At 51.4% G+C, this 26,105-nt stretch carries 31 protein-coding genes and 1 tRNA gene; 30 read left to right on the top strand and 2 right to left on the bottom strand.

All coding sequences use genetic code 11. The features are described from left to right. Positions 1-3 precede the first annotated feature (3 nt). The 9 genes from trpB (at position 4) to G006_RS0102510 (ending at position 9,049) form a co-directional block, all read left to right on the top strand. Positions 4-1,206, top strand: a complete 1,203-nt coding sequence (trpB, locus tag G006_RS0102550; protein WP_026146792.1) for a tryptophan synthase subunit beta — start codon at positions 4-6, stop codon at positions 1,204-1,206. After that, positions 1,203-2,006, top strand: a complete 804-nt coding sequence (gene trpA, locus G006_RS0102545) for a tryptophan synthase subunit alpha (protein ID WP_020481588.1) — start codon at positions 1,203-1,205, stop codon at positions 2,004-2,006. The genes trpB and trpA overlap by 4 nt, the downstream gene beginning before the upstream one ends. Positions 2,007-2,030: 24 nt before the next feature. Further along, positions 2,031-2,975: an acetyl-CoA carboxylase, carboxyltransferase subunit beta gene (gene accD / locus G006_RS0102540; protein WP_020481587.1), complete on the top strand. Its 945-nt coding sequence runs from the start codon at positions 2,031-2,033 to the stop codon at positions 2,973-2,975. Positions 2,976-2,986: 11 nt separating this feature from the next. Continuing rightward, the gene (gene folC, locus G006_RS0102535; protein ID WP_020481586.1) at positions 2,987-4,252 is read left to right on the top strand and encodes a bifunctional tetrahydrofolate synthase/dihydrofolate synthase; all 1,266 of its coding nucleotides are present in this window, start codon (positions 2,987-2,989) and stop codon (positions 4,250-4,252) included. A gap of 11 nt (positions 4,253-4,263) precedes the next feature. Then, on the top strand, positions 4,264-5,100 hold the full coding sequence (locus G006_RS0102530) for an SPOR domain-containing protein (RefSeq protein WP_020481585.1): 837 nt from the start codon (positions 4,264-4,266) through the stop codon (positions 5,098-5,100). Positions 5,101-5,142: 42 nt separating this feature from the next. After that, a complete protein-coding gene (locus G006_RS0102525) occupies positions 5,143-5,661 on the top strand; it encodes a CvpA family protein (protein WP_020481584.1) in 519 nt (172 codons plus the stop codon). A gap of 12 nt (positions 5,662-5,673) precedes the next feature. Continuing rightward, positions 5,674-7,182, top strand: coding sequence for an amidophosphoribosyltransferase (purF, locus tag G006_RS0102520; protein WP_020481583.1), 1,509 nt, complete (start codon positions 5,674-5,676; stop codon positions 7,180-7,182). A gap of 11 nt (positions 7,183-7,193) precedes the next feature. After that, positions 7,194-8,384: an O-succinylhomoserine sulfhydrylase gene (locus G006_RS0102515; protein ID WP_020481582.1), complete on the top strand. Its 1,191-nt coding sequence runs from the start codon at positions 7,194-7,196 to the stop codon at positions 8,382-8,384. Positions 8,385-8,470: 86 nt separating this feature from the next. Then, complete coding sequence (locus tag G006_RS0102510) at positions 8,471-9,049, top strand: PilZ domain-containing protein (RefSeq protein ID WP_020481581.1); 579 nt, start codon at positions 8,471-8,473, stop codon at positions 9,047-9,049. A 158-nt stretch (positions 9,050-9,207) separates the two neighbouring features. Here G006_RS0102510 and grxC read toward each other — a convergent pair whose 3' ends face one another. Further along, positions 9,208-9,462 (bottom strand): glutaredoxin 3, encoded by a 255-nt coding sequence (gene grxC / locus G006_RS0102505; protein WP_020481580.1) that lies wholly within the window; start codon positions 9,460-9,462, stop codon positions 9,208-9,210. Between the two features lie 36 nt (positions 9,463-9,498). Next, positions 9,499-10,149 (bottom strand): class II aldolase/adducin family protein, encoded by a 651-nt coding sequence (locus G006_RS0102500; protein ID WP_026146790.1) that lies wholly within the window; start codon positions 10,147-10,149, stop codon positions 9,499-9,501. A gap of 57 nt (positions 10,150-10,206) precedes the next feature. Between G006_RS0102500 and G006_RS0102495 the strand changes: the two genes are divergently transcribed. The 21 genes from G006_RS0102495 to G006_RS0102400 all read left to right on the top strand — a co-directional run bounded on the left by G006_RS0102495 (position 10,207) and on the right by G006_RS0102400 (position 25,868). Then, positions 10,207-13,578, top strand: a complete 3,372-nt coding sequence (locus tag G006_RS0102495) for a mechanosensitive ion channel domain-containing protein (protein WP_020481578.1) — start codon at positions 10,207-10,209, stop codon at positions 13,576-13,578. An 83-nt stretch (positions 13,579-13,661) separates the two neighbouring features. Further along, positions 13,662-14,120 carry a transcriptional regulator NrdR gene (nrdR, locus tag G006_RS0102490; protein WP_020481577.1) on the top strand — a complete coding sequence of 153 codons (459 nt, stop codon included), beginning with the start codon at positions 13,662-13,664 and terminating at the stop codon, positions 14,118-14,120. Continuing rightward, positions 14,110-15,201: a bifunctional diaminohydroxyphosphoribosylaminopyrimidine deaminase/5-amino-6-(5-phosphoribosylamino)uracil reductase RibD gene (gene ribD, locus G006_RS0102485; RefSeq protein WP_020481576.1), complete on the top strand. Its 1,092-nt coding sequence runs from the start codon at positions 14,110-14,112 to the stop codon at positions 15,199-15,201. Before nrdR ends, ribD begins: the two co-directional genes overlap by 11 nt. A gap of 4 nt (positions 15,202-15,205) precedes the next feature. Continuing rightward, a complete protein-coding gene (locus G006_RS0102480; RefSeq protein WP_020481575.1) occupies positions 15,206-15,466 on the top strand; it encodes a hypothetical protein in 261 nt (86 codons plus the stop codon). Between the two features lie 37 nt (positions 15,467-15,503). Further along, positions 15,504-16,160, top strand: coding sequence for a riboflavin synthase (locus tag G006_RS0102475; protein WP_020481574.1), 657 nt, complete (start codon positions 15,504-15,506; stop codon positions 16,158-16,160). Then, a complete protein-coding gene (ribBA, locus tag G006_RS0102470; RefSeq protein WP_020481573.1) occupies positions 16,157-17,269 on the top strand; it encodes a bifunctional 3,4-dihydroxy-2-butanone-4-phosphate synthase/GTP cyclohydrolase II in 1,113 nt (370 codons plus the stop codon). The genes G006_RS0102475 and ribBA overlap by 4 nt, the downstream gene beginning before the upstream one ends. A 44-nt stretch (positions 17,270-17,313) precedes the next feature. After that, positions 17,314-17,790 (top strand): 6,7-dimethyl-8-ribityllumazine synthase, encoded by a 477-nt coding sequence (gene ribH, locus G006_RS0102465; protein WP_026146789.1) that lies wholly within the window; start codon positions 17,314-17,316, stop codon positions 17,788-17,790. Next, positions 17,790-18,233, top strand: coding sequence for a transcription antitermination factor NusB (gene nusB / locus G006_RS0102460; protein ID WP_020481571.1), 444 nt, complete (start codon positions 17,790-17,792; stop codon positions 18,231-18,233). Before ribH ends, nusB begins: the two co-directional genes overlap by 1 nt. Beyond that, positions 18,233-19,165, top strand: coding sequence for a thiamine-phosphate kinase (gene thiL / locus G006_RS0102455; protein ID WP_020481570.1), 933 nt, complete (start codon positions 18,233-18,235; stop codon positions 19,163-19,165). Before nusB ends, thiL begins: the two co-directional genes overlap by 1 nt. Then, entirely contained in the window at positions 19,149-19,658 is a 510-nt protein-coding gene (locus G006_RS0102450; RefSeq protein ID WP_020481569.1) for a phosphatidylglycerophosphatase A family protein, read from the top strand. The genes thiL and G006_RS0102450 overlap by 17 nt, the downstream gene beginning before the upstream one ends. A gap of 173 nt (positions 19,659-19,831) precedes the next feature. Then, a complete protein-coding gene (locus tag G006_RS0102445; RefSeq protein ID WP_020481568.1) occupies positions 19,832-20,662 on the top strand; it encodes a heme-binding protein in 831 nt (276 codons plus the stop codon). 120 nt (positions 20,663-20,782) lie between these two features. Then, positions 20,783-20,859, top strand: a tRNA-Met gene (locus G006_RS0102440). Positions 20,860-21,004: 145 nt separating this feature from the next. Further along, positions 21,005-21,361, top strand: a complete 357-nt coding sequence (locus tag G006_RS24715) for a hypothetical protein (protein WP_033193885.1) — start codon at positions 21,005-21,007, stop codon at positions 21,359-21,361. 1 nt (position 21,362) lies between these two features. After that, the gene (locus G006_RS0102435; protein ID WP_020481567.1) at positions 21,363-21,905 is read left to right on the top strand and encodes a hypothetical protein; all 543 of its coding nucleotides are present in this window, start codon (positions 21,363-21,365) and stop codon (positions 21,903-21,905) included. After that, the gene (locus G006_RS0102430) at positions 21,905-22,975 is read left to right on the top strand and encodes a tyrosine-type recombinase/integrase (RefSeq protein ID WP_020481566.1); all 1,071 of its coding nucleotides are present in this window, start codon (positions 21,905-21,907) and stop codon (positions 22,973-22,975) included. The genes G006_RS0102435 and G006_RS0102430 overlap by 1 nt, the downstream gene beginning before the upstream one ends. A gap of 13 nt (positions 22,976-22,988) precedes the next feature. Next, a complete protein-coding gene (locus tag G006_RS0102425) occupies positions 22,989-23,402 on the top strand; it encodes a hypothetical protein (RefSeq protein ID WP_020481565.1) in 414 nt (137 codons plus the stop codon). A 151-nt stretch (positions 23,403-23,553) separates the two neighbouring features. Then, on the top strand, positions 23,554-23,769 hold the full coding sequence (locus G006_RS26540) for a type II toxin-antitoxin system RelE/ParE family toxin (protein ID WP_020481564.1): 216 nt from the start codon (positions 23,554-23,556) through the stop codon (positions 23,767-23,769). Next, a complete protein-coding gene (locus tag G006_RS0102415; RefSeq protein ID WP_020481563.1) occupies positions 23,762-24,076 on the top strand; it encodes an addiction module antidote protein in 315 nt (104 codons plus the stop codon). The genes G006_RS26540 and G006_RS0102415 overlap by 8 nt, the downstream gene beginning before the upstream one ends. Further along, positions 24,073-24,372 (top strand): HigA family addiction module antitoxin, encoded by a 300-nt coding sequence (locus G006_RS0102410; RefSeq protein WP_020481562.1) that lies wholly within the window; start codon positions 24,073-24,075, stop codon positions 24,370-24,372. Before G006_RS0102415 ends, G006_RS0102410 begins: the two co-directional genes overlap by 4 nt. A 97-nt stretch (positions 24,373-24,469) precedes the next feature. Beyond that, on the top strand, positions 24,470-25,393 hold the full coding sequence (locus G006_RS0102405) for a hypothetical protein (protein WP_020481561.1): 924 nt from the start codon (positions 24,470-24,472) through the stop codon (positions 25,391-25,393). 238 nt (positions 25,394-25,631) lie between these two features. Then, entirely contained in the window at positions 25,632-25,868 is a 237-nt protein-coding gene (locus tag G006_RS0102400; protein ID WP_020481560.1) for a hypothetical protein, read from the top strand. The last annotated feature ends 237 nt before the right edge of the window (positions 25,869-26,105 follow it).

Raw genomic sequence — 26,105 nt, 5'->3', positions numbered from 1 at the left:
ACTATGACAGAAAGATACGATATGCCGGATGCCCGGGGCCATTTCGGGCCTTACGGCGGTATTTTTGTGGCGGAAACGCTGATGCCGGCCATTACCGAATTGAACGAAGCCTATCAGCGCTATATGCAGGATCCGGAGTTCCTCGCTGAGTTGGATGCCGATCTCAAGGATTATGTCGGTCGACCGTCGCCGCTGTATCATGCAGAACGCTGGAGTAAGCATTTGGGCGGTGCGCAGATTTATCTGAAGCGCGAAGATCTCAATCATACCGGCGCGCACAAAGTTAACAACACGGTCGGTCAAGCCCTGTTGGCTAAACGTATGGGCAAGACCCGCATCATCGCCGAAACCGGCGCCGGTCAGCATGGCGTCGCCACCGCGACTGTCGCGGCCCGTCTGGGTTTGGAGTGTGTGGTGTACATGGGCGCAGTGGACGTGGCCCGCCAATCCCTGAATGTCTATCGAATGAAGTTGTTGGGCGCCACCGTGGTGCCTGTGCAATCAGGCTCTAAAACCCTCAAAGACGCATTGAACGAAGCTTTGCGCGATTGGGTGACCAATATCGATAATACTTTTTATATTATTGGCACCGTAGCCGGTCCGCATCCCTATCCCGCCATGGTTCGGGATTTTCAGGCTGTGATTGGCCGCGAAGCCCGTCAACAATGTCTAGACCAAACCGGCCGCTTGCCCGACGTACTGCTTGCTTGCGTGGGCGGCGGTTCCAATGCCATCGGCTTGTTTTATCCGTTTATCGACGACAAGTCCGTGAAAATGATCGGCGTCGAAGCGGCCGGTGACGGCGTAGAAACCGGCCGCCATTCCGCACCTTTATGTGCCGGCCGTCCTGGCGTTTTGCACGGCAACCGCACGTATCTGATGGCTGACGACGATGGCGAAATCATCGAAACCCATTCTATCTCCGCCGGCCTGGATTATCCCGGCGTTGGCCCTGAGCACGCCTGGCTGAAAGATACCGGCCGCGCTCAGTATGTGAATATTACCGACGACGAAGCGATGGCGGGTTTTCATGCCTTAACCCGCATGGAAGGTATTATCCCGGCGCTGGAATCCAGCCATGCGATGGCTTACGCGATGAAACTGGCCCCCACCATGCGCCAGGATCAAATCATTGTTATTAATCTATCCGGACGCGGCGATAAAGACATGCAGACCATTATGCAACGCGAGGGCATCAGTCTATGAGCCGCTTAGCCAACAAATTTGCCGAATTAAAAGCCTCCGGCCGTAAAGCCTTGATTCCGTTTATTACCGCCGGCGATCCGTATCCGGAATTTACCGTACCCTTGCTGCACGAAATGGTGGCGGCTGGTGCCGACGTCATCGAGCTGGGAGTGCCTTTTTCTGATCCGATGGCCGATGGCCCGGTGATCCAACGCGCCAGCGAGCGGGCTTTATCTCACCATGTCGGCTTGCGAAAAGTATTGAGCATGGCGATGGAGTTTCGGAAAACCGATCAGGACACCCCGTTGGTGTTGATGGGATATTTAAATCCCATAGAAATCATGGGTTACGAAGACTTTGCCAATGCCGCGCAACGCGCCGATGTTGACGGTGTGTTGACCGTGGATTTGCCGCCGGAAGAATCCGAGGCTTGCGTTCATATGCTGCGCGAGCGCGGCATCGATCAAATTTTTCTATTGGCGCCCAACACAACTGCTGAACGGATTCAGAAAATGGATGCGGTGGGCAGCGGTTACTTGTATTACGTGTCCCTGAAAGGCGTCACTGGTGCCGGTCATCTGGATACCGCCGATGTCGAAGAAAAGTTGCAATTGATTCGTCAGAATACAGCGCTGCCGGTTGGGGTTGGTTTTGGGGTGAAGGATGCCGATACCGCGAAAACCATTGCCGCGATTGCCGACGGCGTCGTGGTAGGTAGCGCGTTAATCAGTAAAATAGAAGCAAATCTTGATGATCCTCAGCAAGCCAAGCATGAGATCATCACCCTGTTGAAATCCATGCGCGCAGCCATGGATGTTTAAGCTTTCAAGCGGAGACTACACCGAATGAGTTGGTTTGAAAAACTGGTCCCCTCTGCCATCAGAACCGAATCCTCGCAGAAGAAAACCACCGTGCCGGAAGGCTTGTGGAATAAATGTCCGCGTTGCGATGCGATTTTGTTCAACGCCGAGCTAGAGAAAAACTTAAGCGTTTGCCCAAAATGCGATCACCATTTACGCATTTCGGCGCGCAAACGGCTGAATATGTTTTTGGATGAAGATGGCCGTCAAGAGATCGGTGCTGGATTAAAGCCCAGCGATCCTTTGAAGTTCAAGGACAGTAAACGCTATAAAGACCGTATTAGCCAAGCGCAAAAACAAAGCAACGAGAACGATGCGTTGGTGGTGATGAAAGGTACGCTGAATGGCGCCGGTATCGTCGCTGCGGCGTTTGATTTTGGTTTCATGGGCGGCTCGATGGGTTCGGTGGTTGGTGAGCGATTCGTGCGCGGCGTGAACGAAAGTTTGCGTTTGGGTGTGCCGTTCATCGTCTTTACTGCCAGCGGCGGTGCCAGAATGCAGGAGTCTTTGTTCTCGCTGTTTCAAATGACCAAAACAAGCGCGGCCTTAACCAAATTAGCCGAAGCCGGAATTCCGTATATTTCCTTCATGACCGATCCAACTATGGGCGGTGTTTCCGCCAGTCTGGCGATGTTGGGCGACATAAACGTAGCCGAACCGGACGCCTTAATCGGTTTTGCTGGTCCGCGAGTCATCGAGCAAACGGTTCGTGAAAAGTTGCCGGAAGGCTTCCAGCGCAGCGAATTTCTGCAGGAACACGGAGCGATAGACATGATCGTTGATCGCCGCGAGATGCGCGAAAAAATAGCCAGTATTCTGGCTATTATGTGTGCCGGGCGCAGCAGTAACACCGACGTGGTGGAAGTTATTCCTAACAGTGAGCCATTAAGCAATCAGGGTGAGAGCGATAATCCGCAGCCTCAGGAATAAATACGGTCGAAATGACACGTTTTGATTCGCTGCAAGCCTGGTTGGACTGGCAGGAAAAATTACATCCTCGGCCTATCGATTTGGGATTGGGACGGGTTGCCGGCGTATATCGGCAGCTTAACCCCGAGCAGAAAAAGCCGCTGACCATCACAGTTGCCGGCACCAACGGCAAGGGTTCCTGCGTGGCATTTCTGGAAGCGATATATCGCGCCGGGGGCTATAGAGTGGGTGCTTACACATCGCCGCATATTTTGCGTTATAACGAACGTATTCGTATTGATGGTGAGCCTGTCGACGATGCGATGATTTGCGATGCTTTTACCTGCATTGATGCGGCGCGCGGCGAGACCAGTTTGAGTTATTTCGAGTTTGGCACGCTCGCGGCATTGAGTATTTTTGCCGACGCCGATCTGGATATACAAATTCTGGAAGTCGGTCTTGGCGGCAGGCTCGATGCGGTGAATATTGTTGATCCCGATGCGGCGATTGTGACGACGATAGCACTCGATCATGTCGATTGGCTGGGTCATACCGAAGAAGCCATCGGTCGGGAAAAAGCCGGTATTTTCCGGCCGGGCGTGGCGGCGATAATCGGCGATCAACAAGGGCCTCGCTCGGTAGTCGAAGTGGCGGAGCAAGTGGGGGCCACCGTACTGCAAATGGGCAACGCATTCACGTATCAGAAACAGGTTGACGGCTGGGAATGGCGGTCTGCTGATACGCAAATCAGTCGCTTGCCAGCGCCGGCCTTTAAGGGTGAGCACCAATATCGAAACGCTTCGTCGGCGATAATGGCGATAAAAACCCTACAGCCTCTAATAGCGATCAGTGACGATGCAATTCGGCAAGGCTTGCAAAGTGCCCAGTTATCCGGACGTTTTCAATTGATTGCCGGCTCGCCGCGAATTTTGCTTGACGTGGGGCATAACCCGCAAGCTGTGCAAACACTAATCGACTATTTGCACGAATACTTCCCGGAAGTCAGAATACACGCAGTTTTTGCGATGATGCGGGATAAAGATATTGCCGGCGTATTGAACATGATGCGCGACAAAGTGACAACTTGGTACTTAGCGCCGCTGGTTAATCCTCGCGCTGCTAGTGCGGATATGTTAGAAACCATCTTTCAGCAACAAGGCCTGGACAATGTCCGTAGCGGTTTTGCCGATTTTACCGAGGCATTTCAAGCTGCTCGGCAAAACACCGGGCAAGACGAGTTGCTTTTGATTTTTGGTTCTTTTTTTCTAGTATCCGAATATTTATCGAAATTTTCATAGAGGTGATCAGAATGGATCAAGAGTTAAAGCAGCGATTGATTGGTGCGGCGGTCATTACCGCATTGGCGGCGATTTTCGTGCCGATGTTATTTGACGACCCGATCGACGAAACCGGCAAAAGCATCAATGAATTGAAAATCCCCGAGCTACCCGCCAAGGCTCAGGATGTGGAAATCATGCCTCTGCCGGAAAAAGTTGAAGAGGTAGCGGAAACTCTGCCTGCTGAAAATGCACCCAAACAAGCGGTGAAAGTGCTGGAAGAAGGCGAATCTGAAGCGGAGTTGGAAGCGCCTAAGCCGCAAGTTAAATTGACCGCCAAAGACACCGCGCCGGCGCCACGGAGTCTGCCGGCTGCCAAACCCTCTGCGCCAGCGGCGGCGGTCGCGCAAGTCGATGAGGAACCTGCTGAAGCGGAAGACGTGCCGCCGGCAGTCCTCAGCAAACCCAGCAAATCGCCGGCGCCTGCTGTCCAGCCTTTACAAGCGGTCAGTCCGACGCCGAAAGTGCTTAAACCGGTTAACAAATCACCTGAACCCAAAGCAGAGGTAGCGGCAGTTGCGGCCCCTGCACAGGTGGCTACACCGGCCAGCAAAGCGCCGGCGGCGGCCGAGGACAGCAATCGCTGGTATTTGCAAGTGGGTACCTTCAGTCAAAAACCTAACGCAGTCAGTTTGCAGGATAATCTGAAGCAACAAGGTTTCGCCGCATCGGTCAGAGAGGTTGCCAGCGATAAAGGTACCGTTTTTAAAGTGCGCATAGGGCCTATCGTCGATAAAGCCAAGGCTCAGGCCGTGAAGGCTAAGTTGGCGCAAATTAACGTCAACAGTTTTGTTTCGGCGGACGAATAGCCATTTGCCAACCTCGTATTGTTTGATTTAGCCGGCTAGACCATGTTGGATTTTGTACCCTGGGCCAAGTTGCTGTGGGTGGATTACGTCGTCATTTCCATTATCGCGATTTCGGCGATAATGGGTCTACTGCGCGGTTTTATTAAAGAAGCGTTTGCGTTGGTGCTTTGGATGGTGGCGGTTTGGGTTGCAACGCAGTACTGCCGGGATGTTTCGGTGTTACTGCAATCCACCATCAGCTATCCTTCTGCCAGAATCGCCGCCGCATTCGCGTTGCTATTTTTCGCCACCTTGATTTTGGGTAGTTTAATCAGCTTTTTGCTGAGTCAGCTTATCGAAAAAACCGGCTTGACCGGTAGTGATCGTTTGCTGGGTATGTTATTCGGTATTGCCCGCGGGGCGGTACTGGTTTCCCTTTTGGTGATGCTGGCCGGCCTAACGCCGTTGCCGGAAGATCCGTGGTGGAAACAATCCCTTCTCATTCCTCCGTTCCAAGCCTTGGCAGTGTGGTTGAAAACCCACATGCCGACCGGTTTGGCGGATTACATCCATTATCGATAACTCGGGTCTGCTATGTGTGGTATTGCCGCTATTGTTTCCAATCAAAGTGTTAATCAGGATTTGTACGACGCCCTGACGGTACTTCAGCATCGCGGCCAGGACGCCGCCGGCATCGTTACGTGCGACGGTAGCCGTTTGCATTTGCGTAAGGATAACGGTTTGGCGCGGGATGTATTTTCCAGCAAGCAAATGATGAAGCTGAAAGGCAATATGGGCATTGCCCATGTGCGCTATCCGACCGCCGGTTGCACCAGTTCGGCTGAAGCCCAACCTTTTTACGTGAACTCGCCGTTCGGCCTGACGCTGGCGCACAACGGCAATTTGACCAACACCGAAGAATTGAAATATCAGGTGTTTATGGATGACCAACGCCATATCAATACCGATTCTGATTCGGAAGTGTTGTTGAATGTATTCGCGCATGAACTGGCGCAATTCGGCAAACTTAAACTGACTGTGGACGATGTGTTTCAAGCGGTTAGAGCCGTGCACAAACGTATCCGTGGCGCGTATGCAGTCGTGGTCATGATCGCCGGCTTTGGCGTGTTGGGCTTCCGGGATCCGCATGGTATTCGCCCGATTGTGTTTGGCAAGCGAGAAAATGATGACGGCACTGATTACATGATCGCATCGGAAAGCGTGGCGCTGGATGTGTTGGATTTTCAATTGATTCGCGACATCGAGCCGGGTGAGGCCGTATTTATCGAAGCAGACGGCCAGTTACACACCCAGCAGTGTACGGAAGTCGTCGATCACTGTCCGTGTATTTTTGAATATGTCTACTTTGCCCGGCCGGATTCGATCATCGACAATATTTCGGTCTACAAAGCCAGAATGCGGATGGGTAGAAAACTGGCCGAAAAAATTCAGCGGGAATGGCCTGACCACGACATAGATGTGGTCATTCCGATCCCGGATACCAGCCGCACCGCCGCCTCGCAAATTGCTCATGACCTGGGTGTGAAGTTTCGCGAAGGCTTTATGAAAAACCGCTATATCGGCCGGACTTTCATCATGCCTGGGCAAAAAATGCGTAAAAAGTCGGTGAAGCAAAAGCTGAATGCCATCTCGTTGGAATTCGACGGTAAGAATGTATTGCTGGTGGACGATTCCATCGTGCGGGGCACTACTTCCGAGCAGATTATCCAGATGGCCCGCGATGCCGGTGCCAATAAAGTATATTTTGCCTCTGCGGCGCCACCGGTACGTTATCCCAACGTTTACGGTATCGACATGCCGGCCGCGCATGAACTAATTGCGCATGATCGCACGGAGGATGAGATTTGCGAGGCTCTGGGCGCCGACAAGCTGATCTATCAAGACTTGGATGATTTGATTGAAGCCGTCGGTCGAGGTAACCCGGACATCAAGCATTTCGATACGTCATGTTTCAGTCATGATTACATTACCGGCGATATCGACGATGCTTATCTGGCGCGCATCGAAGCCTTGCGCAATGACAATGCGCAGGAATTGCGTAACAGCAGCAGCTTTATCATAGAGATGCAAGTTGCAAAGTAACAGGACCCGAAATGAGTGAATTTGATTGGCAAGACTACGCCCCGGAAACCTTGGCCATCCGCACCGGGCATAAGCGCACTCACGAAGACGAACATAGCATCCCGATTTTCGCTACCTCCAGCTATGTGTTCAAATCGGCTGAGGAAGCGGCCCTGCGCTTTACCGGAAAACAACCCGGCAATATCTACTCGCGCTTCACCAATCCGACCGTCAGCGCGTTTCAGGAGCGTTTAGCTTATTTGGAAAAGGGCGAGCGTTGTCTGGCGTTTGCCTCGGGCATGGCGGCGATCATGGCCGTGGGCATGGCTTTGCTGAAAGCCGGCGACCATGTGGTCTGTTCGCGCAGTGTGTTCGGTAACACAGTGTTGACCTTCCAGAATTATTTCGGCAAGTTTGGCGTCGAGACCGATTTTGTCAGCCTGACCGAGCCGGCGGCCTGGGAAGCGGCGATTAAACCCAATACGCGGTTTCTGTTTCTGGAAACGCCTTCCAATCCGTTAATTGAAATCGCTGATATTAAGGTATTAGCGGACATTGCCCATCGGCATGGGGTGTTGTTGGTGGTTGATAACGTGTTTTGCACACCGATCTTGCAGCAGCCATTGACCTTGGGCGCGGACTTGGTGGTGCACTCCACGACTAAATACATCGATGGCCAAGGGCGTTGCGTGGGTGGCGCCGTGGTGGCCAACGAAGAATTGATCGAGAAATACGTGTATCCCTATCTGCGTACCGGCGGTGCGACGATGAGTCCGTTCAATGCCTGGGTGTTTTTAGGGGGACTGGAAACGCTTGCTTTACGCATGAAAGCGCATTGCGATAATGCGTTCGAGCTGGCCAAATGGCTGGAGCAACAACCGACGGTTGCCAAGGTGCATTACCCTGGATTGGAATCGCATGCCCAGCACGAGTTGGCTAAGCGCCAGCAGACGCATTTCGGCGCAGTGGTCAGTTTTGAATTGCAAGGCGGCAAAGATCATGCGTGGCAGTTGATCGATTCCACCCGCATGCTGTCGATTACCGCGAATCTAGGCGATGTTAAAACCACCATCACGCATCCGGCGACCACTACGCATGGCCGCCTGACGCCGGAAGCGCGCGCCGAGGCCGGCATCAAAGACAGCTTGGTGAGAATTTCGGTGGGTTTGGAAAATATCGATGACATCAAGGCCGATTTGCTTAACGGACTGACGAATTGCTGATGGTGCGGGTAGGTAAAGCCTACCGACGCGCAACGCAAATCCAAAATTAAGCTATCTTTGACCGACGTTATAGAGAGATTGCGATCATGTTTCAGGATAGAAAAGAGTACCGAAAAAACTTTAACGCGGAAGGCCAATTATTTGTTGGCGGCGAAACCTTGCAACTGAATTGCTACGACGTGTCGCTGAAAGGCGCGATGGTCGAAGTCAGTCCTGGTGACCTGCTCACCACTATCCAGGATTTTGAAGTGTTGCTGAATGAAGATCGGCGAGCGGAAATATTTGTTGCGGAATTGATGTTGGCTGGCGAAGTCGATATCGTTTGGGTAAAACGCGAACGCAATCGCATCATGATGGGCATGGAGTTTCGCGATGTCGTGCACAATGCCCACAAGCTCTGGCGCAAGCGGCGCGGTTACCGCAAACTGGAAGCGTTTAAAGCCGAATTGTTTATCGACAAAGAGCGTTTCAGTGTGGAAGGCGTGAATCGCTCGGTAGAGGGCATGTGCTTGAAACTAACGGGTAATCATCCCTGCATCAAGATCAACGCTCCGGTTAAGCTGTTGGCTGCCGAACTTGGATTGAGCGCTTTGGGCAAAGTGGTTTGGGTAGAGAGCAACGAATTGGTCACCCGCCTTGGTCTGCAATTGGTGATCGTCAAATAAGACCCCAATGGGCTGCTTGCGCCGTTGACTCATGTATTTTGGGCATTTTTAGGCCGGTCATTTATCCAAGACAAATAATACACGGCGCTTTATCGCAATTGGCGTCATTCAATAAAGATGATGTCCAGGAAGGTATGTCAAAACCAGTGTTGACCCGCTTAAGCGCTTAGTAACGGATCTAACTCGTGGTTCATATCCAGCTCATGCAAGTCATCAAACCCGCCTATATGTCGCTCGCCGATATAGATTTGCGGTACGGTGCGACGCTTGGTTTTTTCCATCATTTGCTGACGTAGTCCAGGTTCGGCATCCACATTGATTTCCGTATAGCCGACGCCTTTGCGATCAAAAAGTTTTTTTGCCATGGTGCAATATGGGCAGAGTTTAGCGGTGTAAATGATAATGTCCGGCATGAGAAAAATTAATAAATGCTAATGAATGCAGGTATTCTAAAGCCACGGCCGGTTTTGCTCAATAGCCATGGCCTTGGCGAGTTGCTCGATTAATAAGCAGGACACTTCGGGTAAGGTCGCGCCAAACCCCACAATCCCGTCTGCGTGGCCGAGCATGCTGAATAATCCAGTTTGTTGCAGTCTACCTGAGGTAAATAACGCGGCAACGGCATTGGCCATTTCCGGGGTACCGTAGGGCACGTTTGCCGCAGTAAAAGCCAGATTCAGCCGGTCGGTCTGCAACCACAACTCCGGACAGTGCACATGTATCACGGCGTTAATCGCTGGGTGTTGCTGGTAAACGCTGGCATGGGTGAGCGCTTCCGAGGACGGTTGCGATAAGCCGCGCGACTTGATGGCATTACGTTCCGGCGATGCGCTTTCGATCAGCGCATAGTGTTGTTTGTCAAGAACCGGCAAATGTCCGGTTTGAGTGCCGGAGATCAAAAATTCTTGGCCGCCGGGAACCAGGCGCCGACTGATGTTGCCAAACCCCAGCCCAGCGTATTTTTCGGCTATTTGCCCAATCAGCCGCAAGCGATAAAACAGGCTACGCCAGGCATTGAGTTCGCTGATGTCGATGTCCGCAGCGAACTCGTTATGCTGATGATCAAGGCGATATTTAATAACACCTTCCAGTTCGCTCAATCCGTTTTCCATTCTTATAATGTGTTTTTTAGATTTATTTTGTTATCCAGCCAACGCATGAAACCTAATTTTTTAAGATCCGGCTTTGCCTTTTGTTTGCTGTTTTTGCTGATCAGTTTAAACCTAGCCCACGCCGCAAATCAAAAGCCGGCGATTAAATCGCTATCGCTTGCCGACATACAACAACGTATTCAGACCGTCAAAGACAAGCAAAATCTGCCTGAAGAGCAGAAAAACCGGATTCTGGCCGCTTATCATGAGAGCGAAGACAACCTCAATGAATTGGAGGCCCAGGATAAACAGGCTGAATCGTTCAAGCAGGCATTAAACAGCTTGCCGCTAGAAGTTAAGCAATTGGCAAAACAAATAGCCGAGGCTGAAAGCAATTTGAAAACTCGTAAGCCGGAGAAACTAGCGATTTTTCCGACGGATGAGTTAGAGCAACGGCTGCTTATCGAAAAAACCCGGCTTAGCGATTTGGATGCGGAGATTAGCCGTATCGAAGCCACTTTGGGCGAACTGAGCGGCCGCCCGCAATTGATCAGGGAAAAAGTCTCCGAAATCAAGAGTAAGCAGGCCTCCAGTCAGCGTGAACAGCAAGTGTTGGCGTCTGAAGCCGGCGATAATCTTTATCAAAAAGAAGCCAGGCAAGTGCAGCTGGATAGCCGGATTCGCCTCTTAAACAGTACGTTGAAAACGCTGGAGCTGGAAAATCTTAGCAATCCTTTGCAATTGCAAACCAATAAAGATCGTGTCCATCTGTTGACCTTGCAACGCGAGCAGCAGAGCTTGGTGATTGCCGACCTCGATAATTTCCTACTTGAGCGGCGTCAGCAGGAAACCGACAAAGAACAAGCAGCGTTATTGCAGGCGGAAAAAGAAGCGGAGGGCAAGCATCCGTTAATTCGCGCTGCCACGAAAGAGAACATGCAGTTCAACCGCAGTTTGCAGGAAATCAATAAAAATATGGAGCTGTACTCGCTCCAGAAAAACGAAATCGACGTCCGCTACAAACAACTGGAAAAGGACTTTCAAAGCGCCGAGCAAAAAATCAGCCTGGCGGGTTTAAGTCCGGCCTTGGGTAATTTACTGCGCGAACAGCGCCGTAATTTGCCGCAACGCAAACAATACAGCACCTTGAGCGATGAGATTCAAAATCAGATTGCGCTGGCGAGTTTGGAAATGTTCAAGCTGGATGAAGCCAAAAAAGGCCTGGTCGATATTAATCAACTGTTGTTGACGCGTATTGCCCAGTTGCCGGAGAACACACCCGACTCGGAAAAGCTGAGGGTGCGTACCGAGCTGCGGATGTTGCTGAACGATCAGAAAGATCTGGTGGCAAGACTGGCTAATGGTTACAACGAATACGGCCGCGTGCTGGGCGATGTCGATTTTAGTTTGCAGCAAATGCTGGGTATAGCCGACAAATTTAGCGCGTATTTGGATCAACGCTTGCTCTGGGTGCCAAGTGCCCCGGTTATCGACAAATATTTCCTGCAAGATATTTTCTCCTCCTTGCTGTGGTTTATGAGTCCCGGGAACTGGTTGGGGGTGGTGAGCGGTTTTTGGGACGGTATTAGTCATTTCCCGCTGTTGGTACTCGGTGGTTTGAGTGTCGTAATATTCCACTGGCGCTTTCGTGCCGGCGTCAAACAGCGCTTGACGGAGCTGTTAGGAAAAAAAGCCGTCAATCAAGAATTTGCGGAAATTTTATCCAGCTTGCTATATCTGTTATTGCTCTCCTTATCGGGTCCATTGCTTATGGCCTGGATGGCTGGTGTGTTGATATTGAACGTTCGGGCCGATCTGTTTAGCCATGCTTTTGCCGAAGGCCTGACCGCCACCGCTGTGTCCTTGTGCATAGTGCAATTCGTGTTTCGTTTGTTTAAACCCGGCGGTGTCGCCGACAACTTGTTGCAGTGGCCGCAACATGCGGTCCAGTTACTTTACGCGCAAATGAAATGGGCGCGATTCGTGCTGGTACCTTGCGTGTTTATCACCGCGATGACCGGTAGCGATTTGTTTTCGGAACACAGTCATGCGCTGGGTAGAACGGCAATGATCGTGATGATGTTGATGATGAGCTACGTGTTGCATCGCCTCACGCAACCCATAACCGGCTTAGGCAAAAACTTCTATCAACAATCCGATGGCTGGCTCAGCAGTTTGCGTTACCTCTGGTACGGTATCGCCGTCTTGACGCCGCTGGTCATCATCGGCTTTGCGGTGGCGGGCTACTACCAAAGCGCATTGGAGTTGCAGGAAAAGCTGCTACTAACGCTACGCTTGATCTTTATCACCGTATTATTCCAGGGCTTGGTATTGCGTTGGTTGCGCAACACGGAACGGCAATTGGCTTTAAAAAACGCCCGGCAAAAACGTAAACAGGTCGAACAAGCTGCGGTGAGTAGCGCCAACTTGGAAGGGGGCTATCCGGTCGAAGAGCAATTACTGGATATTTCCAAAATCAATCAGCAAAGCCATAAGTTATTGACCACGGTAGTGATGGTGATCATGTTGATGGGTTTCTGGATGATCTGGAGCGATATTTTGCCGGCCTTGACAGTGTTCGATCAGGTCGTGCTGTGGCAGCATAGTGAAATGGTGGAAGGTAAGGAAACATTACAACCCATCACGCTGATCAATTTGCTGATTTGCTTGGTTTACAGCGGCCTGGCCTTTGTGTTTGCCAGCAATTTTCCAGCCTTGGTGGATTTGGTAACCGCCGGCAAGTTCGCGATGACCGCCGGCAGTCGTTATGCGTTGATCCAGTTAGTGCGTTATTCCTTAATAACCATCGCCTTTCTGGCGGTTGCCAAAGAGCTGGGCGGCAGTTGGTCGCAAGTGCAATGGCTGGTGGCCGCGCTGTCGGTGGGTTTGGGCTTTGGTTTGCAGGAGATCTTCGCGAATATGGTGTCGGGCATTATCTTGTTGTTCGAGCGGCCGATTCGCGTTGGCGATACGGTGACGGTCGGCGATGTGACCGGCCGGGTCAGCCGCATTCAAATGCGAGCGACGCATATTGTCGATTGGGATAGAAAAGAGTTGGTGGTGCCGAATAAAACCTTCATTACCGACCGCTTGATCAATTGGACTCTGTCGGATACGGTGACCCGGGTGGTGGTGCCGGTCAGCGTGGCCTACGGCACCAGCGTGGCAATGGTGGAGGAAATTCTGGCCGATGCGGTAAAAAGCGTAGAGCAAGTGCTGAGCGACCCGGAACCGTTGGTGATCTTTGTCGGCTTTGGCGATAGTGCCCTACAGTTCAAAATTAACGTATTCGTCCGCGAACTCAGCGATAGAACGGTCGTTACCCATCGCCTGCACACAAAAATATACGAAGCTTTGCTGGCCCACCATATCGAGATACCTTTTCCGCAACGCGACGTGCATATCCGCTCGGTCGCGAAAGGGATATTGAACGAATGACGCGCCGTTTATTAGCCGATTTCAATATAAAGCCATTCTGTAATAAAATGGCCGCCCTTTGAATCTCGATTTGGCTCTTTACTATGCGTTGTCCGTTTTGCTCTGCACAAGATACTCGGGTGATCGATACCCGCTTGGCCGACGACGGCGATCAAGTCAAACGTCGCCGCGAATGCGTGGCCTGTAAAGAGCGGTTTACTACCTTTGAAGTGGTTGAATTGACCTTGCCGCGCATCATTAAACGCAATGGCGCCCGGCAAAGTTTCGACGAAGCCAAGCTGCGGTCCGGCATGCAGCGGGCCCTGGAAAAGCGCCCGGTACAAGTGGACGCCGTCGAAGCGGCGCTTAGCCGCATCAAAAAAGCCCTGACGGCGAAGGGCGAACGCGAAATTCCGGCTCGCGAATTGGGCGAACTGGTGATGCAAGAATTGCAAACACTTGACCATGTCGCTTTCGTACGCTTCGCCTCGGTGTATCGCAGCTTCCAGGATGTCTCCGAATTCACCGCGATGATCGAAAATCTGCAAAAGCATGACGCCTAGTCAAGACGCGGCCTATATGGCGCGCGCCGTCAAATTGGCGGAAAAGGGCAAATACACAACCGATCCCAACCCGCATGTCGGTTGTGTGCTGGTCAAAGACGACAACGTGATTGCCGAGGGTTGGACGCAGCGCGCCGGATTTGGCCATGCCGAAGTCGATGCGCTGGCTAAAACAGATAACGCGCGGGGCGCCACTGCCTATGTCACATTGGAGCCTTGCAGCCATCATGGTAAAACCGGCCCTTGCAGCGACGCGCTGATCGCTGCCGGGATCAGCCGGGTCGTGGTGGCGATGCAGGATCCCAATCCCCTGGTGGCTGGGCGCGGTTTGCAAAAACTTCGGGAGGCAGGCATTGAGGTGCTGGTTGGCGTCTTGCAGCAAGAAGCAGAAAAGCTAAACCAAGGCTTTTTTAAACGTATGCAGCTGGGTTTACCGTGGATACGCAGCAAGCTGGCCATGAGCCTGGACGGCCGTACCGCGTTGGCCTCCGGCGAGAGTCAATGGATTACATCCGCCCAAGCCAGGCAAGACGTACAGATCTTGCGGGCGGCCAGCAGCGCAATTGTCACCGGCATCGATACAGTGTTGTACGATGATCCGCAATTGAATGCGCGCGTCGATTTCGATGCGGTGCAGCCGGTCAAAGTGGTGCTGGATTCGCAATTACGCATGCTCTTAACCGCAAGACTGTTGGACAATGCGGTAGACGTCTGGATTATTACCTGTAGCGACGACGCGCTAAAACAGCAGAAATTACGCGACGTGGGCTGCAAAGTCTTTCAGGTCGATGCGCGGAACGGGCGCGCAGACTTGGTACAGGTTTTTAAGTTGCTGGCCGAGTTACAAATCAACACGGCTTGGGTGGAGGCCGGCGCCACGCTGAATGGTGCGCTGCTCAATAGCGGACTGATCGATGAATGGTTGATTTACATGGCGCCGTGTGTGTTGGGCGATCAAGGGCGCGGCCTATTTAGTCTGCCGGGCATGCTGACCATGCAGGATAAAAAAACACTGCGCCTGATCGAAGCCCGGCAAATTGGACCGGATTTAAGATTACGCTATCAAGCAAAAACCGATTGAAACGATGAAAAGTATTATTGTCATGACATTGGTATTTAGCCTGCTGCCTGCTTCGGCGACGGCGGATGAGGACGATACCCCGGAAACCAGTACCTTGCAGATTCAAGGCGGCAAATTGATTGGCGAAAAGCACGAAATCGAAATCTACGATTATCATAGCGGCACCTATCAAACCGTTGATGTTTATCGTAAGCCGGCTAAGTCGCTAAAGAAAGACCCGCCCCCCCAAGCGCCAAAGCAATCCTCCGAGCCAGCGCAGCGCTGATCGTTACGGACATTTTTACTTTTATAGAGTGATAACCATGTTTACCGGGATTATTTTAGCCATCGGCAAAATCAAGACCATCCAGCCTAAAGGTGGCGATTGCCGGTTAATTATCGATACCGGCAAGCTGTCGTTGAGCGAATGCGCCTTGGGCGACAGCATTGCGGTGAACGGCGTTTGCCTGACCGCCGTGGAATTGGGCGAACATTATTTTTGCGCCGACGTCTCCAACGAGACTTTATCGCGCACCACCTTAAAGACAGCAAGTACCGGTACGCCGGTTAATCTGGAGCTGGCGATGACGCCGTCCAGCCGCCTGGGCGGACATATCGTCAGCGGTCATGTCGATGGTATCGGCAAAGTGGTCGAGAAGCAGGCCGATGGCCGCTCGATCCGCTTCAAATTCAAGGCGCCGGATTCGCTAGCCAAATACATCGCCGAAAAAGGCTCGATTTGCATCAACGGCATCAGTCTCACCGTCAACACGGTCGACGGCGCGTATTTTTCCGTGAACATCGTGCCGCATACCTTACAAGAAACCACCCTGGGTAGCACCGAAGCCGGCAACGAGGTGAATCTGGAAGTCGATTTGCTGGCCCGTTATTTGGAGCGCTTGATGAAAGGCGAAACCGCAGCTTATAGTCAAGGCGGTGTCACCGAGGCCTTATTACAAAACGCAGGCTTTATTAAATGAATAGCATAGAAGAAATCATCGACGATCTGCGCCAAGGCAAAATGGTCATCATCATGGACGATGAAGACCGGGAAAACGAAGGCGATTTGTTGATGGCGGCGGCCTTTGCCCGGCCGGAAGACATCAATTTCATGGCCAAATACGGCCGTGGCCTGATCTGTCTGACCTTAACCCGTGAACGTTGTCAGCAGTTGCGTTTGCCGCTGATGGTCAGCGACAACAATACGCCTTATACCACCAATTTCACCGTATCGATTGAAGCGGCTACCGGCGTGACAACCGGTATATCCGCCGCCGACCGCGCCTTAACCGTGCAGGCGGCGGTAGCGAAAAATGCCCAGCCGAGCGATCTGGTGCAGCCCGGACATATTTTTCCATTGATGGCGCAAGCCGGTGGCGTGTTAAATCGGGCTGGTCACACTGAAGCCGGTTGCGATCTGGCTAGGCTGGCGGGTGTTGAGCCGGCGGCGGTGATTGTCGAAATCCTGAACGACGACGGTTCGATGGCGCGCCGGCCCGATCTGGAAGTGTTTGCCGAACAGCACAATCTGAAAATCGGTACCATCGCCGATTTGATCCACTACCGCATCAAACACGAAAATACCCTGGAGCGGATCAGCGAATGCGTCTATCCGACCGAATTCGGCGATTTTAGATTGTATGCCTACCAGGATTGCAACGACGATAATGTGCATCTGGCCTTGGTGATGGGCAATGTCGCTGGCGACGAACCGGTGTTGGTACGTGTCCACGCCCGTAATTTGATCGACGATTTATTGTTTTCCAAGCGCAGCGATTGCAGTCTGCCGGTGCGGGAAGCCTTGAAATATATCGCCGAAGAAGGGCGCGGTGTGTTGGTGATTATCCGCCAGAAAGAAAACAACAAAGATTTAGTAGAACTTATTCACACCTATCAAATGCAGGATCATGGCGTCAAAAACAGTCAGGATTTAAGTGCCGATTCGGATTGGCGTACCACTGGGGCCGGCTCCCGTATTCTGTCGGATCTCGGCGTGCGGCGTTTGAAAGTGATGGGTGCGCAGAAAAAATACATAGGCTTGTCCGGCTTCGATTTGGAAGTGGTCGAGCATATCGATGCGACGCATTGATTTTGATTTTAAAAGATTTCAATCATTCAACAACAGGTAAACACATGGCAGCAGTCACTACTCTGGAAGGCAATTTTTCCGCGCAAGGCGGCAAATTTTGCATCGTTTCTTCCCGCTTCAACAGCTTTATCGTCGAACAACTGGAAGGCGGTGCGGTCGATGCATTGGTTCGCCATGGCGCGAATAAAGATGACATCACTCTGGTAAAAGCGCCTGGCGCGTTTGAGTTGCCGATGGTGGTGCAACGAATTGCTGCCAGCAAAAAATACGATGCGATTATCGCTTTGGGCGCAGTCATTCGCGGCGGCACACCGCATTTTGAATATGTGGCTGGCGAATGCGTGAAAGGTATTGCGCAAGTTGCATTGCAATATGACGTGCCGGTGGCTTTTGGCGTGTTGACGGTGGACAGCATCGAACAAGCGATCGAACGCGCCGGTACCAAAGCCGGTAACAAAGGCGCGGAAGCTGCCTTGTCGGCGATAGAAATGGTCAGTCTCTTTAATAACCTGGGTCTTTAATGAGTCAAGCAAAAACCAACGCCAGAAAGTGCGCGGTACAGGCGCTGTATCAATGGCAAATGTCCGGCGAGAGCCTGATCCGTATCGAAACTTATTTTCTGGAAGAAGAGCATCTGAAAGGCGCGCAAAAAACCTATTTCAGCGAGCTGTTTCATGGCGTACCGAAACAATTGGATGTGATAGACGCCGCGCTGGCCGAGTTCGTCGATAGGCCGGTCGAAAAAATCGATCCGGTGGAACGCGCTATCCTGCGCATTGGCGCATACGAGCTGATCAACCGCTTGGAAACCCCGTACAAAGTCATCATTAACGAAGGCGTCAATCTGGCCAAGGATTTCGGCGCCGACGGCAGTCATAAATACGTGAATGGTATTCTCGATAAAGTCGCGCAAAAACAGCGCGCCGTCGAGATAGCCGCCAAGCAGGCGAAAATCCAAAACTGATGGCGATCGCCGAATTCGATCTTATCCGCCGCTATTTTGCGGTGCATGCCCCTCGGCATCCGTTTAATCAATTGGGCATAGGCGACGACTGCGCGCTAATGAACATTCCGTCCGGCTACCAATTGGCGGTCACCGCCGATACCATGGTCGAGAATGTGCATTTTTTTGCTGACGCGGATCCTGAGCTGCTGGGTCATAAATTATTGGCGGTTAATCTAAGTGACTTGGCGGCAATGGGCGCCGAGCCGTTCGCGGTGACATTGGCTTTGACCTTGCCCAAAGTCGATGAAACCTGGCTACAAGCGTTCTCACGAGGTTTTATCAACCTGGCCCGCCAACATAATGTCGATTTGATTGGTGGCGACACCACGTCCGGACCGTTGACTTTGACGGTGCAAGCGATGGGGGTGCTGCCGCAGGGTAGGGCGCTATTGCGTTCCGGGGCCCAGGCAGGTGATCTGATTTATGTCACCGGTCAACTGGGTAATGCCGGTTTGGGGCTGAAAATTAAACAAGGTTATGCCTGCTCCGATCAGGAGTTGGCTTTGCGTTGCTTTAACCAACCACAGCCGCGGGTGTCGGAAGGCTTGGCGCTGCGCGGCGTCGCCAATGCCTGTATCGATATTTCCGACGGACTAGCTGCCGATTTGGGGCATATTTTGGAACAAAGCGGCGTTGGTGCGTGTTTGCAATGGGACAACTTACCGCTATCCGCGTCAGTGAGAGAGTTTATCGAGCACAGCGGCGATTGGCGCATGCCCTTGATTGCCGGCGACGATTACGAATTGTGTTTTACTGTGCCGGCGGATCGTGGTCAATCATTGCCGGCGGCTACTTGTGTGGGGCGTATCGAGGCCGAGCCGGGTTTGCGGATGAATAGGGCAGGGTTTGTGGAGGCATTCGAGGTGAAGGGTTTTGAGCATTTTTCTTAAGGAGCATTACGGCAACGCACGTTTGAGTGCGTTGCAAATCGTCAAAGACCCTACCTTGTTTCTGGCGTTTGGTTTCGGTTCCGGTTTATCCAAAACCATGCCCGGCACGATGGGTACGCTCGCCGCTATTCCGCTATACCTCGCTTTGCTGCAAACGGATGAGTGGATTTATCTAACGGTAACGCTGGTCAGCGTTTGCATCGGTATCTGGATTTGCGATCAAGCCGCTAAAAAATTGCAAGTCCATGACTTCGGCGGTATCGTTTGGGATGAAGTAGCCGGATTTTTGATTACGATGACCGGCATAACCTTTTCCTGGCAGAGCTTATTGGCGGGTTTTGTGTTGTTCCGCTTGTTCGACATCGTCAAGCCTTGGCCGATCAAATGGCTCGATAAGCACGTGCACGGTGGATTTGGCATTATGTTGGACGACGTGGTGGCAGGCGTCTTTGCCGCCTTGATTATGCGCCTCTGGTTTGATTTTTCAGTTTGAACTGAATTAACGATTTTTTAACAGTCAGTGTTTTTTGGCATTGTTCTCATTTGACCCATGATAATTCATGCGACTAAAATCCATGTCGGTTTGGGGGACTGATTGAAGGCTGCGTTGCGGAAAATATTAAGCCTCAAGCCTAATAAATATACAAACAATTAGGAGGGCTTTTTATGAATACACGATGGTTATTCGCTGCTTCACTTTTGATGCTGGCCAACACCGGTGCGGCAATCGCCGATAAAGATGACAATAAAGGGGCGGGGCATGCCTGTCGGGGTTTGCCCAATCATGCCACATTAAAAGCTGCACTTGACGACGCAGTGAGTGCGGAGGAAAGCGGGCTTAATTTGCATATGTGGGCCACTTTAGTTAATCGTGACGGCGTGGTTTGTGCCGTAGCGTTTTCCGGCACCAATCGGGGCGCACAGTGGCCGGCCAGTCGCGTTATCTCAGCGCAAAAAGCCAACACAGCCAATTCGCTCAGTCTTGATTCTTCCTCAGATTCTGCTGGTTCCGGCAAGCCCAATGGTTTGGCGTTATCGACAGCGAATTTATATTCAGCGGTACAGCCTGGTGGTAGTTTATTCGGACTTCAAGAGAGCAATCCAGTTGAAACCGGCGTTGCTTACGGTGGGAATCCAGGCTTAAACGGTACTCATCAAGATCCTATGGTTGGGTCAAAAATTGGTGGCATTAATGTATTCGGTGGTGGCCTAGGCTTGTATTCAGTGGGTAAAACGCTGGTCGGTGGCGTCGGTTTAAGCGGCGACACATCTTGTGCCGATCATAATATCGCCTGGAGAGTCAGGCATAATCTGGGGCTTGACCACATCGTCGGCGTCGGGGGAGTGAGTGGCGACCCACAGCGTCCTGATAATATCGTTTACGACATTACCACCAATCCGAACGGAGGTACCGGTGTTAGTGCAAATGGTTTCGGTCATCCGACCTGTTTAAATACCGATCTGAGTACAGCGGATTTGCCAGCCGGCCAACCCTAATAATCAGATTTTAAAAGCAACAGCAAGCACATAAGGAACTTATCTGTTGGCATTATTTAACAAATAGCATGTTTATTGCTTGCTAAATAATTTAAGATCTGTATAATAAGTCAAATCAATCGCGGGGTGGAGCAGCTTGGTAGCTCGTCGGGCTCATAACCCGAAGGTCGTAGGTTCAAATCCTGCCCCCGCTACCAGATAACTGATTGATTTTTAAGGATAAGAATCATAAAGCCATCGGTTTAACACGTTGAAAAAAACCCCACAGGGCACCGTTTAGGGCTCATGTGGATTTTTTCAAAAAGGTTCCAGAGAACCTGTGTTACATCGAGGGCTTTTTTTATGTCCGCAATAAATTCAAAACAAACCCCATCAACATCACGACCAGAACCTGGTGCTGATGTCCAAACGTTCAAACAAACAATCACTCAAATCGATCAAACTTCGCAAGAAGCGTTTGATTTAATCGAATTAATTTCAGACTTGCTTATTTGCGCGTCTGAAAGTACAAAATTTCATACCAACCCACGCCTTTTACGTAACGCGCTCCAGGCAATACACTCAATTGCCGGTGATGCACAGAACACCATCAATTGTTTGGCTGAGGATGTTGGCTGCAATTATTCGGAAAGCAGCCCCTTGGTCTTCGATAGGTTTCCACAGGTCGTGGAGCCGTTAACTAGCCGCGGGGTGGAATGACATGACCAATATTCCTAAAAGTCAACACAACGCGGGTCCGGTCGTTCCTAGTGCAATTTCAGACTATTTCCTATTTGACCGGTTTGCGTATTGTCCTTCATGCGGTGATCCTGAAGGGTTTTTCTTGCCTGCTGAGGTTTATCCGTATTTTCCCGACGGCGGCAGCGTGCAGTGCACGACATGCGGCGCCTACGACCACCCAGTCATTCGACTTTGGACTGTTCATCATCCTGACAATCATTTGTTGGCCTCTCCCGGCTTTCCCACAGAGGGTGAGGCGCGGCGCTTTGGCAACGTTTTTGGCTTGACAGGGTATTGCCTTAAAGATCTGCGCTGCTTTTATGTTGGCGAGGGTGATGACGATCCACGAAAAGGCATACTTTATTCCCTGTCACGGGGCCGAGACGTATATGAGCGATTGCTTGAATCGTTACCGGTAGACTCTGATCCGGAAACATTGCGGCAGCTTGCGCTATCACTCGACCTGAGAGACTACGCTTTGCCGCAATTTTCGGCAGCTTTCAGCGAAGAGAGGCCTGCCTAATGGCCACCATCCGAAAAATTCAACGTCAGACGGGTGTCGTTTACAAAGCGATCATCACCCAGCGCGGCATTGCAATAAAATCCAAAACCTTCACCCGCAAAGGCGATGCGCAATCGTGGGCCAAGCGTATCGAGTCTGATCAAGAAATGATGGAGGCTTTAGGTTCGCGTGGCGCCGGTTTGCGGTTTGCTGATCTTGTCGACGAATACATGCTGCAGTGGCAAGGCAAGGACGCAGTGAACCAAGCCAGGCGCGCGCAGTATTGGCAAACCTGCCTGGGTGATTATAAGTTGGTTGATATTAGCGCGGATATGATCCGCCAACAGCTTAAAGCGTTCGAGGCCGGCAAGGTGCTGCGCGGCGATGGCGCCGGCAAGGCCAAGGCGATTAATCGCGACCGTTCGCCGTCTACCGTCAATCGTTATCGCACTGTGCTGTCGGCTATTTTCAGATATGCGATCTTCGAGGGCTACATTGTGGCCAATCCGGTCGCTCGGGTAGCCGCCCGCAAGGTCAACAATCAGATCAATCGATTCCTGGATGAAGGTGAGCGGATTCGGTTACTGAGTGCCTGCCAAAAGTCAGATTGGAACAAGCTGCATTTACTGGTGTTGATGGCGTTGACATCCGGTATGCGTAAAGCCGAGCTGCTGAACCTACGCTGGAGCGACATCGACTTCGAGAACAATCTGGCCAGGTTGGCAACCAGTAAGAACGGCGATCCGCGGTGGTGTCCTTTGCCGGATTTTGTAGTGGATCTTCTACGCCCGCAGCGCCGGGTCGGTGCCGGTTTGCTGTTTGCCAGCGAGAACATACCGGAGCGACCGTTCGAGTTCAAAAAACATTGGGATAAGGCATTACGAGAAGCGGGCGTCGAAAACTTCCGGTTTCACGATTTACGCCACAGTGCCGCCAGTTTACTGGCGATGGCCGGCGCGTCGCTGTATGAAGTCGGCGAAGTCTTGGGCCATAAATCCACCCAAACCACCAAACGCTACGCGCACCTATCCACCGAGCACAAATCGAAGCTGGTCGAGCGGGTGATGACTGCCGCCATTCGGCAAAAATAATTTGGAGAATACCATGAACACAGAAAACCAAGAACATGACACCAATGGTCTTAATACGAGCGAAAAACTCACCAACATTATCGAAGAATTAACCGCAATGCTGTCTGAACGCCTATGGAAAGACGCCGCTATAAAGGATCGGCTTGTCATGACCGCGCAGGCCGATGCCGCCCGCGCGGCATCGGCGGAACTAAGTTCAATTCTTCAGACCGACGCGCAACAAGACGCTTTCAAATTTATCAATGCTATCGAAGAATTGACCAAAGCGTTGTCGGCGCGACTATGGGCTGACGACACCATAGAAGATCGATTTGTTTTGGCAGCCTTGGTCGATGGCGCCAGGATGGCGGCGTCGAATCTGCATCAAATAGTCGAAGCTGCCGAGCCGCGTTATGCCTCGGAAAGCGAAGCCAGCGCGGAACGGTAAATTCCTTGCGGTTGTCTATTTGTAACTTATAATTCACAATGTATCAAGTTGAAGACTACCAGGCCGCCGATGGGCGGCTACCCTTCAAGGATTGGCTATCAGCCTTGACGGATCGGCAAGCGACGCCCGGATATTAACCAGGGTGCAACGCATGGCCGCCGGTAATCTTGGCGACTGCAAGCCCATACAAGACGGCGTATGGGAACTGCGCATCGATTACGGTCCCGGCTATCGCGTGTATTACGCGCAGGCCGGGGCCAAGCTGCTGCTGTTACTAATCGGTGGCGACAAGCGCAAACAACAGGGCGACATCGACAAAGCCCTTGCCTATTGGAAAGACTGGAAGCAGAGAACAGACCATGAGTGAAGCATCAAAACCACACGACCAAATGGTTATCGAGCTATTACGCGAAGATCCTGAGTTTGCCAATAAATACCTGGCAGCAGCGCTAGAAGAGGTTGACCAGCCCGGCGGCCGCGAAGCGTTATTGGCGGCACTAAGGCAGATTGCGGAAGCGCAAGGTATGACAGAGGTAGCCGAGCGCGCCGGTATTAAACGCGAAAGCTTATACCGGGCCTTGTCGCCCAAAGGTAACCCCACCATCAAAACCCTGCTGGCCGTTACTAAGGCGGTCGGGCTGAAACTGTCGGTACATCGGCAGGCGGCAGCATGACCGCCCAATTCAACCCGCTCCATCCGGGCAGTATTTTGAAAGAGGATGTCTTGCCCGAACTGGGCATAGGCGTTACCGAGGCGGCCGCGGAATTGGGTGTGTCCCGTGTGGCATTGTCGCGGGTCATCAACGGCAAGGCCGCGATCAGTGCAGACATGGCGATTCGATTGGAAGCCTGGACCAGTGGTCCAATCGCAGAAACGTGGGTGCGTATGCAGGCCGAGTATGACCTATGGCAGGCCCGCCAGAAACCACGCCCCAACATCACGCCGGCGCCTCGACCAGCGGCGGCTTAACCCGTTTTACCAAGCCTAGATCGGCCAATCGAAAAGCGGATTTCTCACCCGCCTGGCTTGGTAACTATTTGTGAGAACTAAACTTGAGAGGTGTTTTATGTATCCGCTCCCTGTTCAGGATGATATTACAAGAATATTGATGATGAATCTGCTTCAAAAATATGATGCTGATCTTGATCAAATCATTGCCTGGAGCAGTAAACAAAAACTACCTCGCGATGTGTGGCAAGTCTTTGCATTAGATAAAAGACTTCCAGATAACGATCCGTTTAACGAAATGGTGTTAGCTCTACGGAATAAAATGTCCGTACTTACTCGAGCACTTAGAGAGGTTGGTAGCTTGCTTCAGCACTCAGAACATTGGGTGCACTTTGCCTTTGCTTTAAAGGTTTCTGGTTACTGGGGTAAACAAGTTGCGGCAACGATCCAGACAAATACTAAAAAATCTGACGCTATCAAGCGAAAGATACTCGATAAAACGATTGAGGTCGTAAATTTGGCTAAAGATCTCGAGAACCTAGGAGGCTATGATCGGGCCGGCTTGCCAAGCGAAAGAGTCTACCCTGCATTACTGAAAAAAGCTGAATCCATTCATCATGCGGCCTATACGGCAGAAGAGACAGACGGAAAACTACCTGGTGTCAGCAACTGGAATAACTGTATCTACACTGAATTTGTTGAACCAAAATTGCCGGATATATGGGACTGGGATGATCATCCATTACCATCAATTGAAAGCATTATTCTCGCGTATGGCCAATACATTTCTGAAAATGAGGAAGATGCTGTTTATTTTAATCCTGTGAGATTTTCTAAAAGACGATCTCCGGGTGATGTCATTCGGTTTTTTACGCAGCACATTGCGTATATGGTTGAAATTGGCCGGTTACCCGAAAGCATAAAAAGGCTGTCCTTTCTCTCGATTGAAATTTTTGTCGGTGTACTTTTCCCAAATACCATTATCAAAGCCGGAAACTATATTGACGAAAACTGGAGCCCTATTAAAGACAGTGACGGTTGACGCAGGTCGGGACGTTGATAGCACCGTTTTAGCCCAGGTAAATCAAGGTCGCTTAGTTTTTTATCTCGTAGAAACTTCCAGCATTAATGCTGTATCTTACTGATAAATAAAGGAAAGATAACTAATAAAAATAAACTGTTATCTTTCTGACTTTTGCTAGTTTCAATTCTCCCATCTTTGTATATTGCTTGCCAACGCCCCCAAACGCGGCGGATTCTCACAAATCAACGGTGACCTCATGCAAGCGAATCAAAACCCAATCGAACCAGCCGCACCTGCGCTGGATAACATCCTGATACTCGAAAAATTCCAGGAAAAACACTCGGACAAATTCACACCCGGACAATTAACTTGGTTCATGCGTAATCGCGCACGCAACGGATTGGCAAAGTCTGGCGCGGTGATCTTGGCTGCTCGGAAGTTTTATATCAACGAGCCACTGTTTGCACAGTGGTTTGCTAGTCAAAAAGCCTAATTCTCTTTCAGACGACTTATCAACGTGGCCGCGCGGATTGCGGTCGAGTCGGACCGATGGCAAATGAGAATGGGTGATTTTGATGATGAAATTTAAGAACTGTTACAAAAAGCAGGAACCTATGTGGCAATGCCGGCGATGCGGCGGCACCTGCAAAAAGCGCTTAATGCGTGATGGCTATTGCGCGACTTGTTTGCGGGGTAACCGGGTGGCATTCGTTACCGCGCATTACAAGAG

The organism is Methylomonas sp. MK1 (assembly GCF_000365425.1).
Classification (GTDB): Bacteria; Pseudomonadota; Gammaproteobacteria; order Methylococcales; family Methylomonadaceae; genus Methylomonas.
Note: the sequence above shows the minus strand (reverse complement) of the source record. Positions and strands in the feature narration are given on the sequence as shown.

Coding starts and splice junctions, on each gene's coding strand:
- ribBA (WP_020481573.1), top strand. CDS start 16,157: ATGAATAGCATAGAAGAAATCATCGACGATCTGCGCCAAGGCAAAATG.
- G006_RS0102525 (WP_020481584.1), top strand. CDS start 5,143: ATGTTGGATTTTGTACCCTGGGCCAAGTTGCTGTGGGTGGATTACGTC.
- folC (WP_020481586.1), top strand. CDS start 2,987: ATGACACGTTTTGATTCGCTGCAAGCCTGGTTGGACTGGCAGGAAAAA.
- G006_RS0102480 (WP_020481575.1), top strand. CDS start 15,206: ATGAAAAGTATTATTGTCATGACATTGGTATTTAGCCTGCTGCCTGCT.
- G006_RS0102410 (WP_020481562.1), top strand. CDS start 24,073: ATGACCGCCCAATTCAACCCGCTCCATCCGGGCAGTATTTTGAAAGAG.
- trpB (WP_026146792.1), top strand. CDS start 4: ATGACAGAAAGATACGATATGCCGGATGCCCGGGGCCATTTCGGGCCT.
- G006_RS0102515 (WP_020481582.1), top strand. CDS start 7,194: ATGAGTGAATTTGATTGGCAAGACTACGCCCCGGAAACCTTGGCCATC.
- G006_RS0102425 (WP_020481565.1), top strand. CDS start 22,989: ATGAACACAGAAAACCAAGAACATGACACCAATGGTCTTAATACGAGC.
- G006_RS0102430 (WP_020481566.1), top strand. CDS start 21,905: ATGGCCACCATCCGAAAAATTCAACGTCAGACGGGTGTCGTTTACAAA.
- G006_RS0102445 (WP_020481568.1), top strand. CDS start 19,832: ATGAATACACGATGGTTATTCGCTGCTTCACTTTTGATGCTGGCCAAC.
- G006_RS0102475 (WP_020481574.1), top strand. CDS start 15,504: ATGTTTACCGGGATTATTTTAGCCATCGGCAAAATCAAGACCATCCAG.
- G006_RS0102495 (WP_020481578.1), top strand. CDS start 10,207: ATGAAACCTAATTTTTTAAGATCCGGCTTTGCCTTTTGTTTGCTGTTT.
- accD (WP_020481587.1), top strand. CDS start 2,031: ATGAGTTGGTTTGAAAAACTGGTCCCCTCTGCCATCAGAACCGAATCC.
- G006_RS26540 (WP_020481564.1), top strand. CDS start 23,554: ATGGCCGCCGGTAATCTTGGCGACTGCAAGCCCATACAAGACGGCGTA.
- trpA (WP_020481588.1), top strand. CDS start 1,203: ATGAGCCGCTTAGCCAACAAATTTGCCGAATTAAAAGCCTCCGGCCGT.
- G006_RS24715 (WP_033193885.1), top strand. CDS start 21,005: ATGTCCGCAATAAATTCAAAACAAACCCCATCAACATCACGACCAGAA.
- G006_RS0102530 (WP_020481585.1), top strand. CDS start 4,264: ATGGATCAAGAGTTAAAGCAGCGATTGATTGGTGCGGCGGTCATTACC.
- grxC (WP_020481580.1), bottom strand. CDS start 9,462: ATGCCGGACATTATCATTTACACCGCTAAACTCTGCCCATATTGCACC.
- nrdR (WP_020481577.1), top strand. CDS start 13,662: ATGCGTTGTCCGTTTTGCTCTGCACAAGATACTCGGGTGATCGATACC.
- G006_RS0102415 (WP_020481563.1), top strand. CDS start 23,762: ATGAGTGAAGCATCAAAACCACACGACCAAATGGTTATCGAGCTATTA.
- ribH (WP_026146789.1), top strand. CDS start 17,314: ATGGCAGCAGTCACTACTCTGGAAGGCAATTTTTCCGCGCAAGGCGGC.
- G006_RS0102400 (WP_020481560.1), top strand. CDS start 25,632: ATGCAAGCGAATCAAAACCCAATCGAACCAGCCGCACCTGCGCTGGAT.
- nusB (WP_020481571.1), top strand. CDS start 17,790: ATGAGTCAAGCAAAAACCAACGCCAGAAAGTGCGCGGTACAGGCGCTG.
- ribD (WP_020481576.1), top strand. CDS start 14,110: ATGACGCCTAGTCAAGACGCGGCCTATATGGCGCGCGCCGTCAAATTG.
- G006_RS0102435 (WP_020481567.1), top strand. CDS start 21,363: ATGACCAATATTCCTAAAAGTCAACACAACGCGGGTCCGGTCGTTCCT.
- G006_RS0102510 (WP_020481581.1), top strand. CDS start 8,471: ATGTTTCAGGATAGAAAAGAGTACCGAAAAAACTTTAACGCGGAAGGC.
- thiL (WP_020481570.1), top strand. CDS start 18,233: ATGGCGATCGCCGAATTCGATCTTATCCGCCGCTATTTTGCGGTGCAT.
- purF (WP_020481583.1), top strand. CDS start 5,674: ATGTGTGGTATTGCCGCTATTGTTTCCAATCAAAGTGTTAATCAGGAT.
- G006_RS0102405 (WP_020481561.1), top strand. CDS start 24,470: ATGTATCCGCTCCCTGTTCAGGATGATATTACAAGAATATTGATGATG.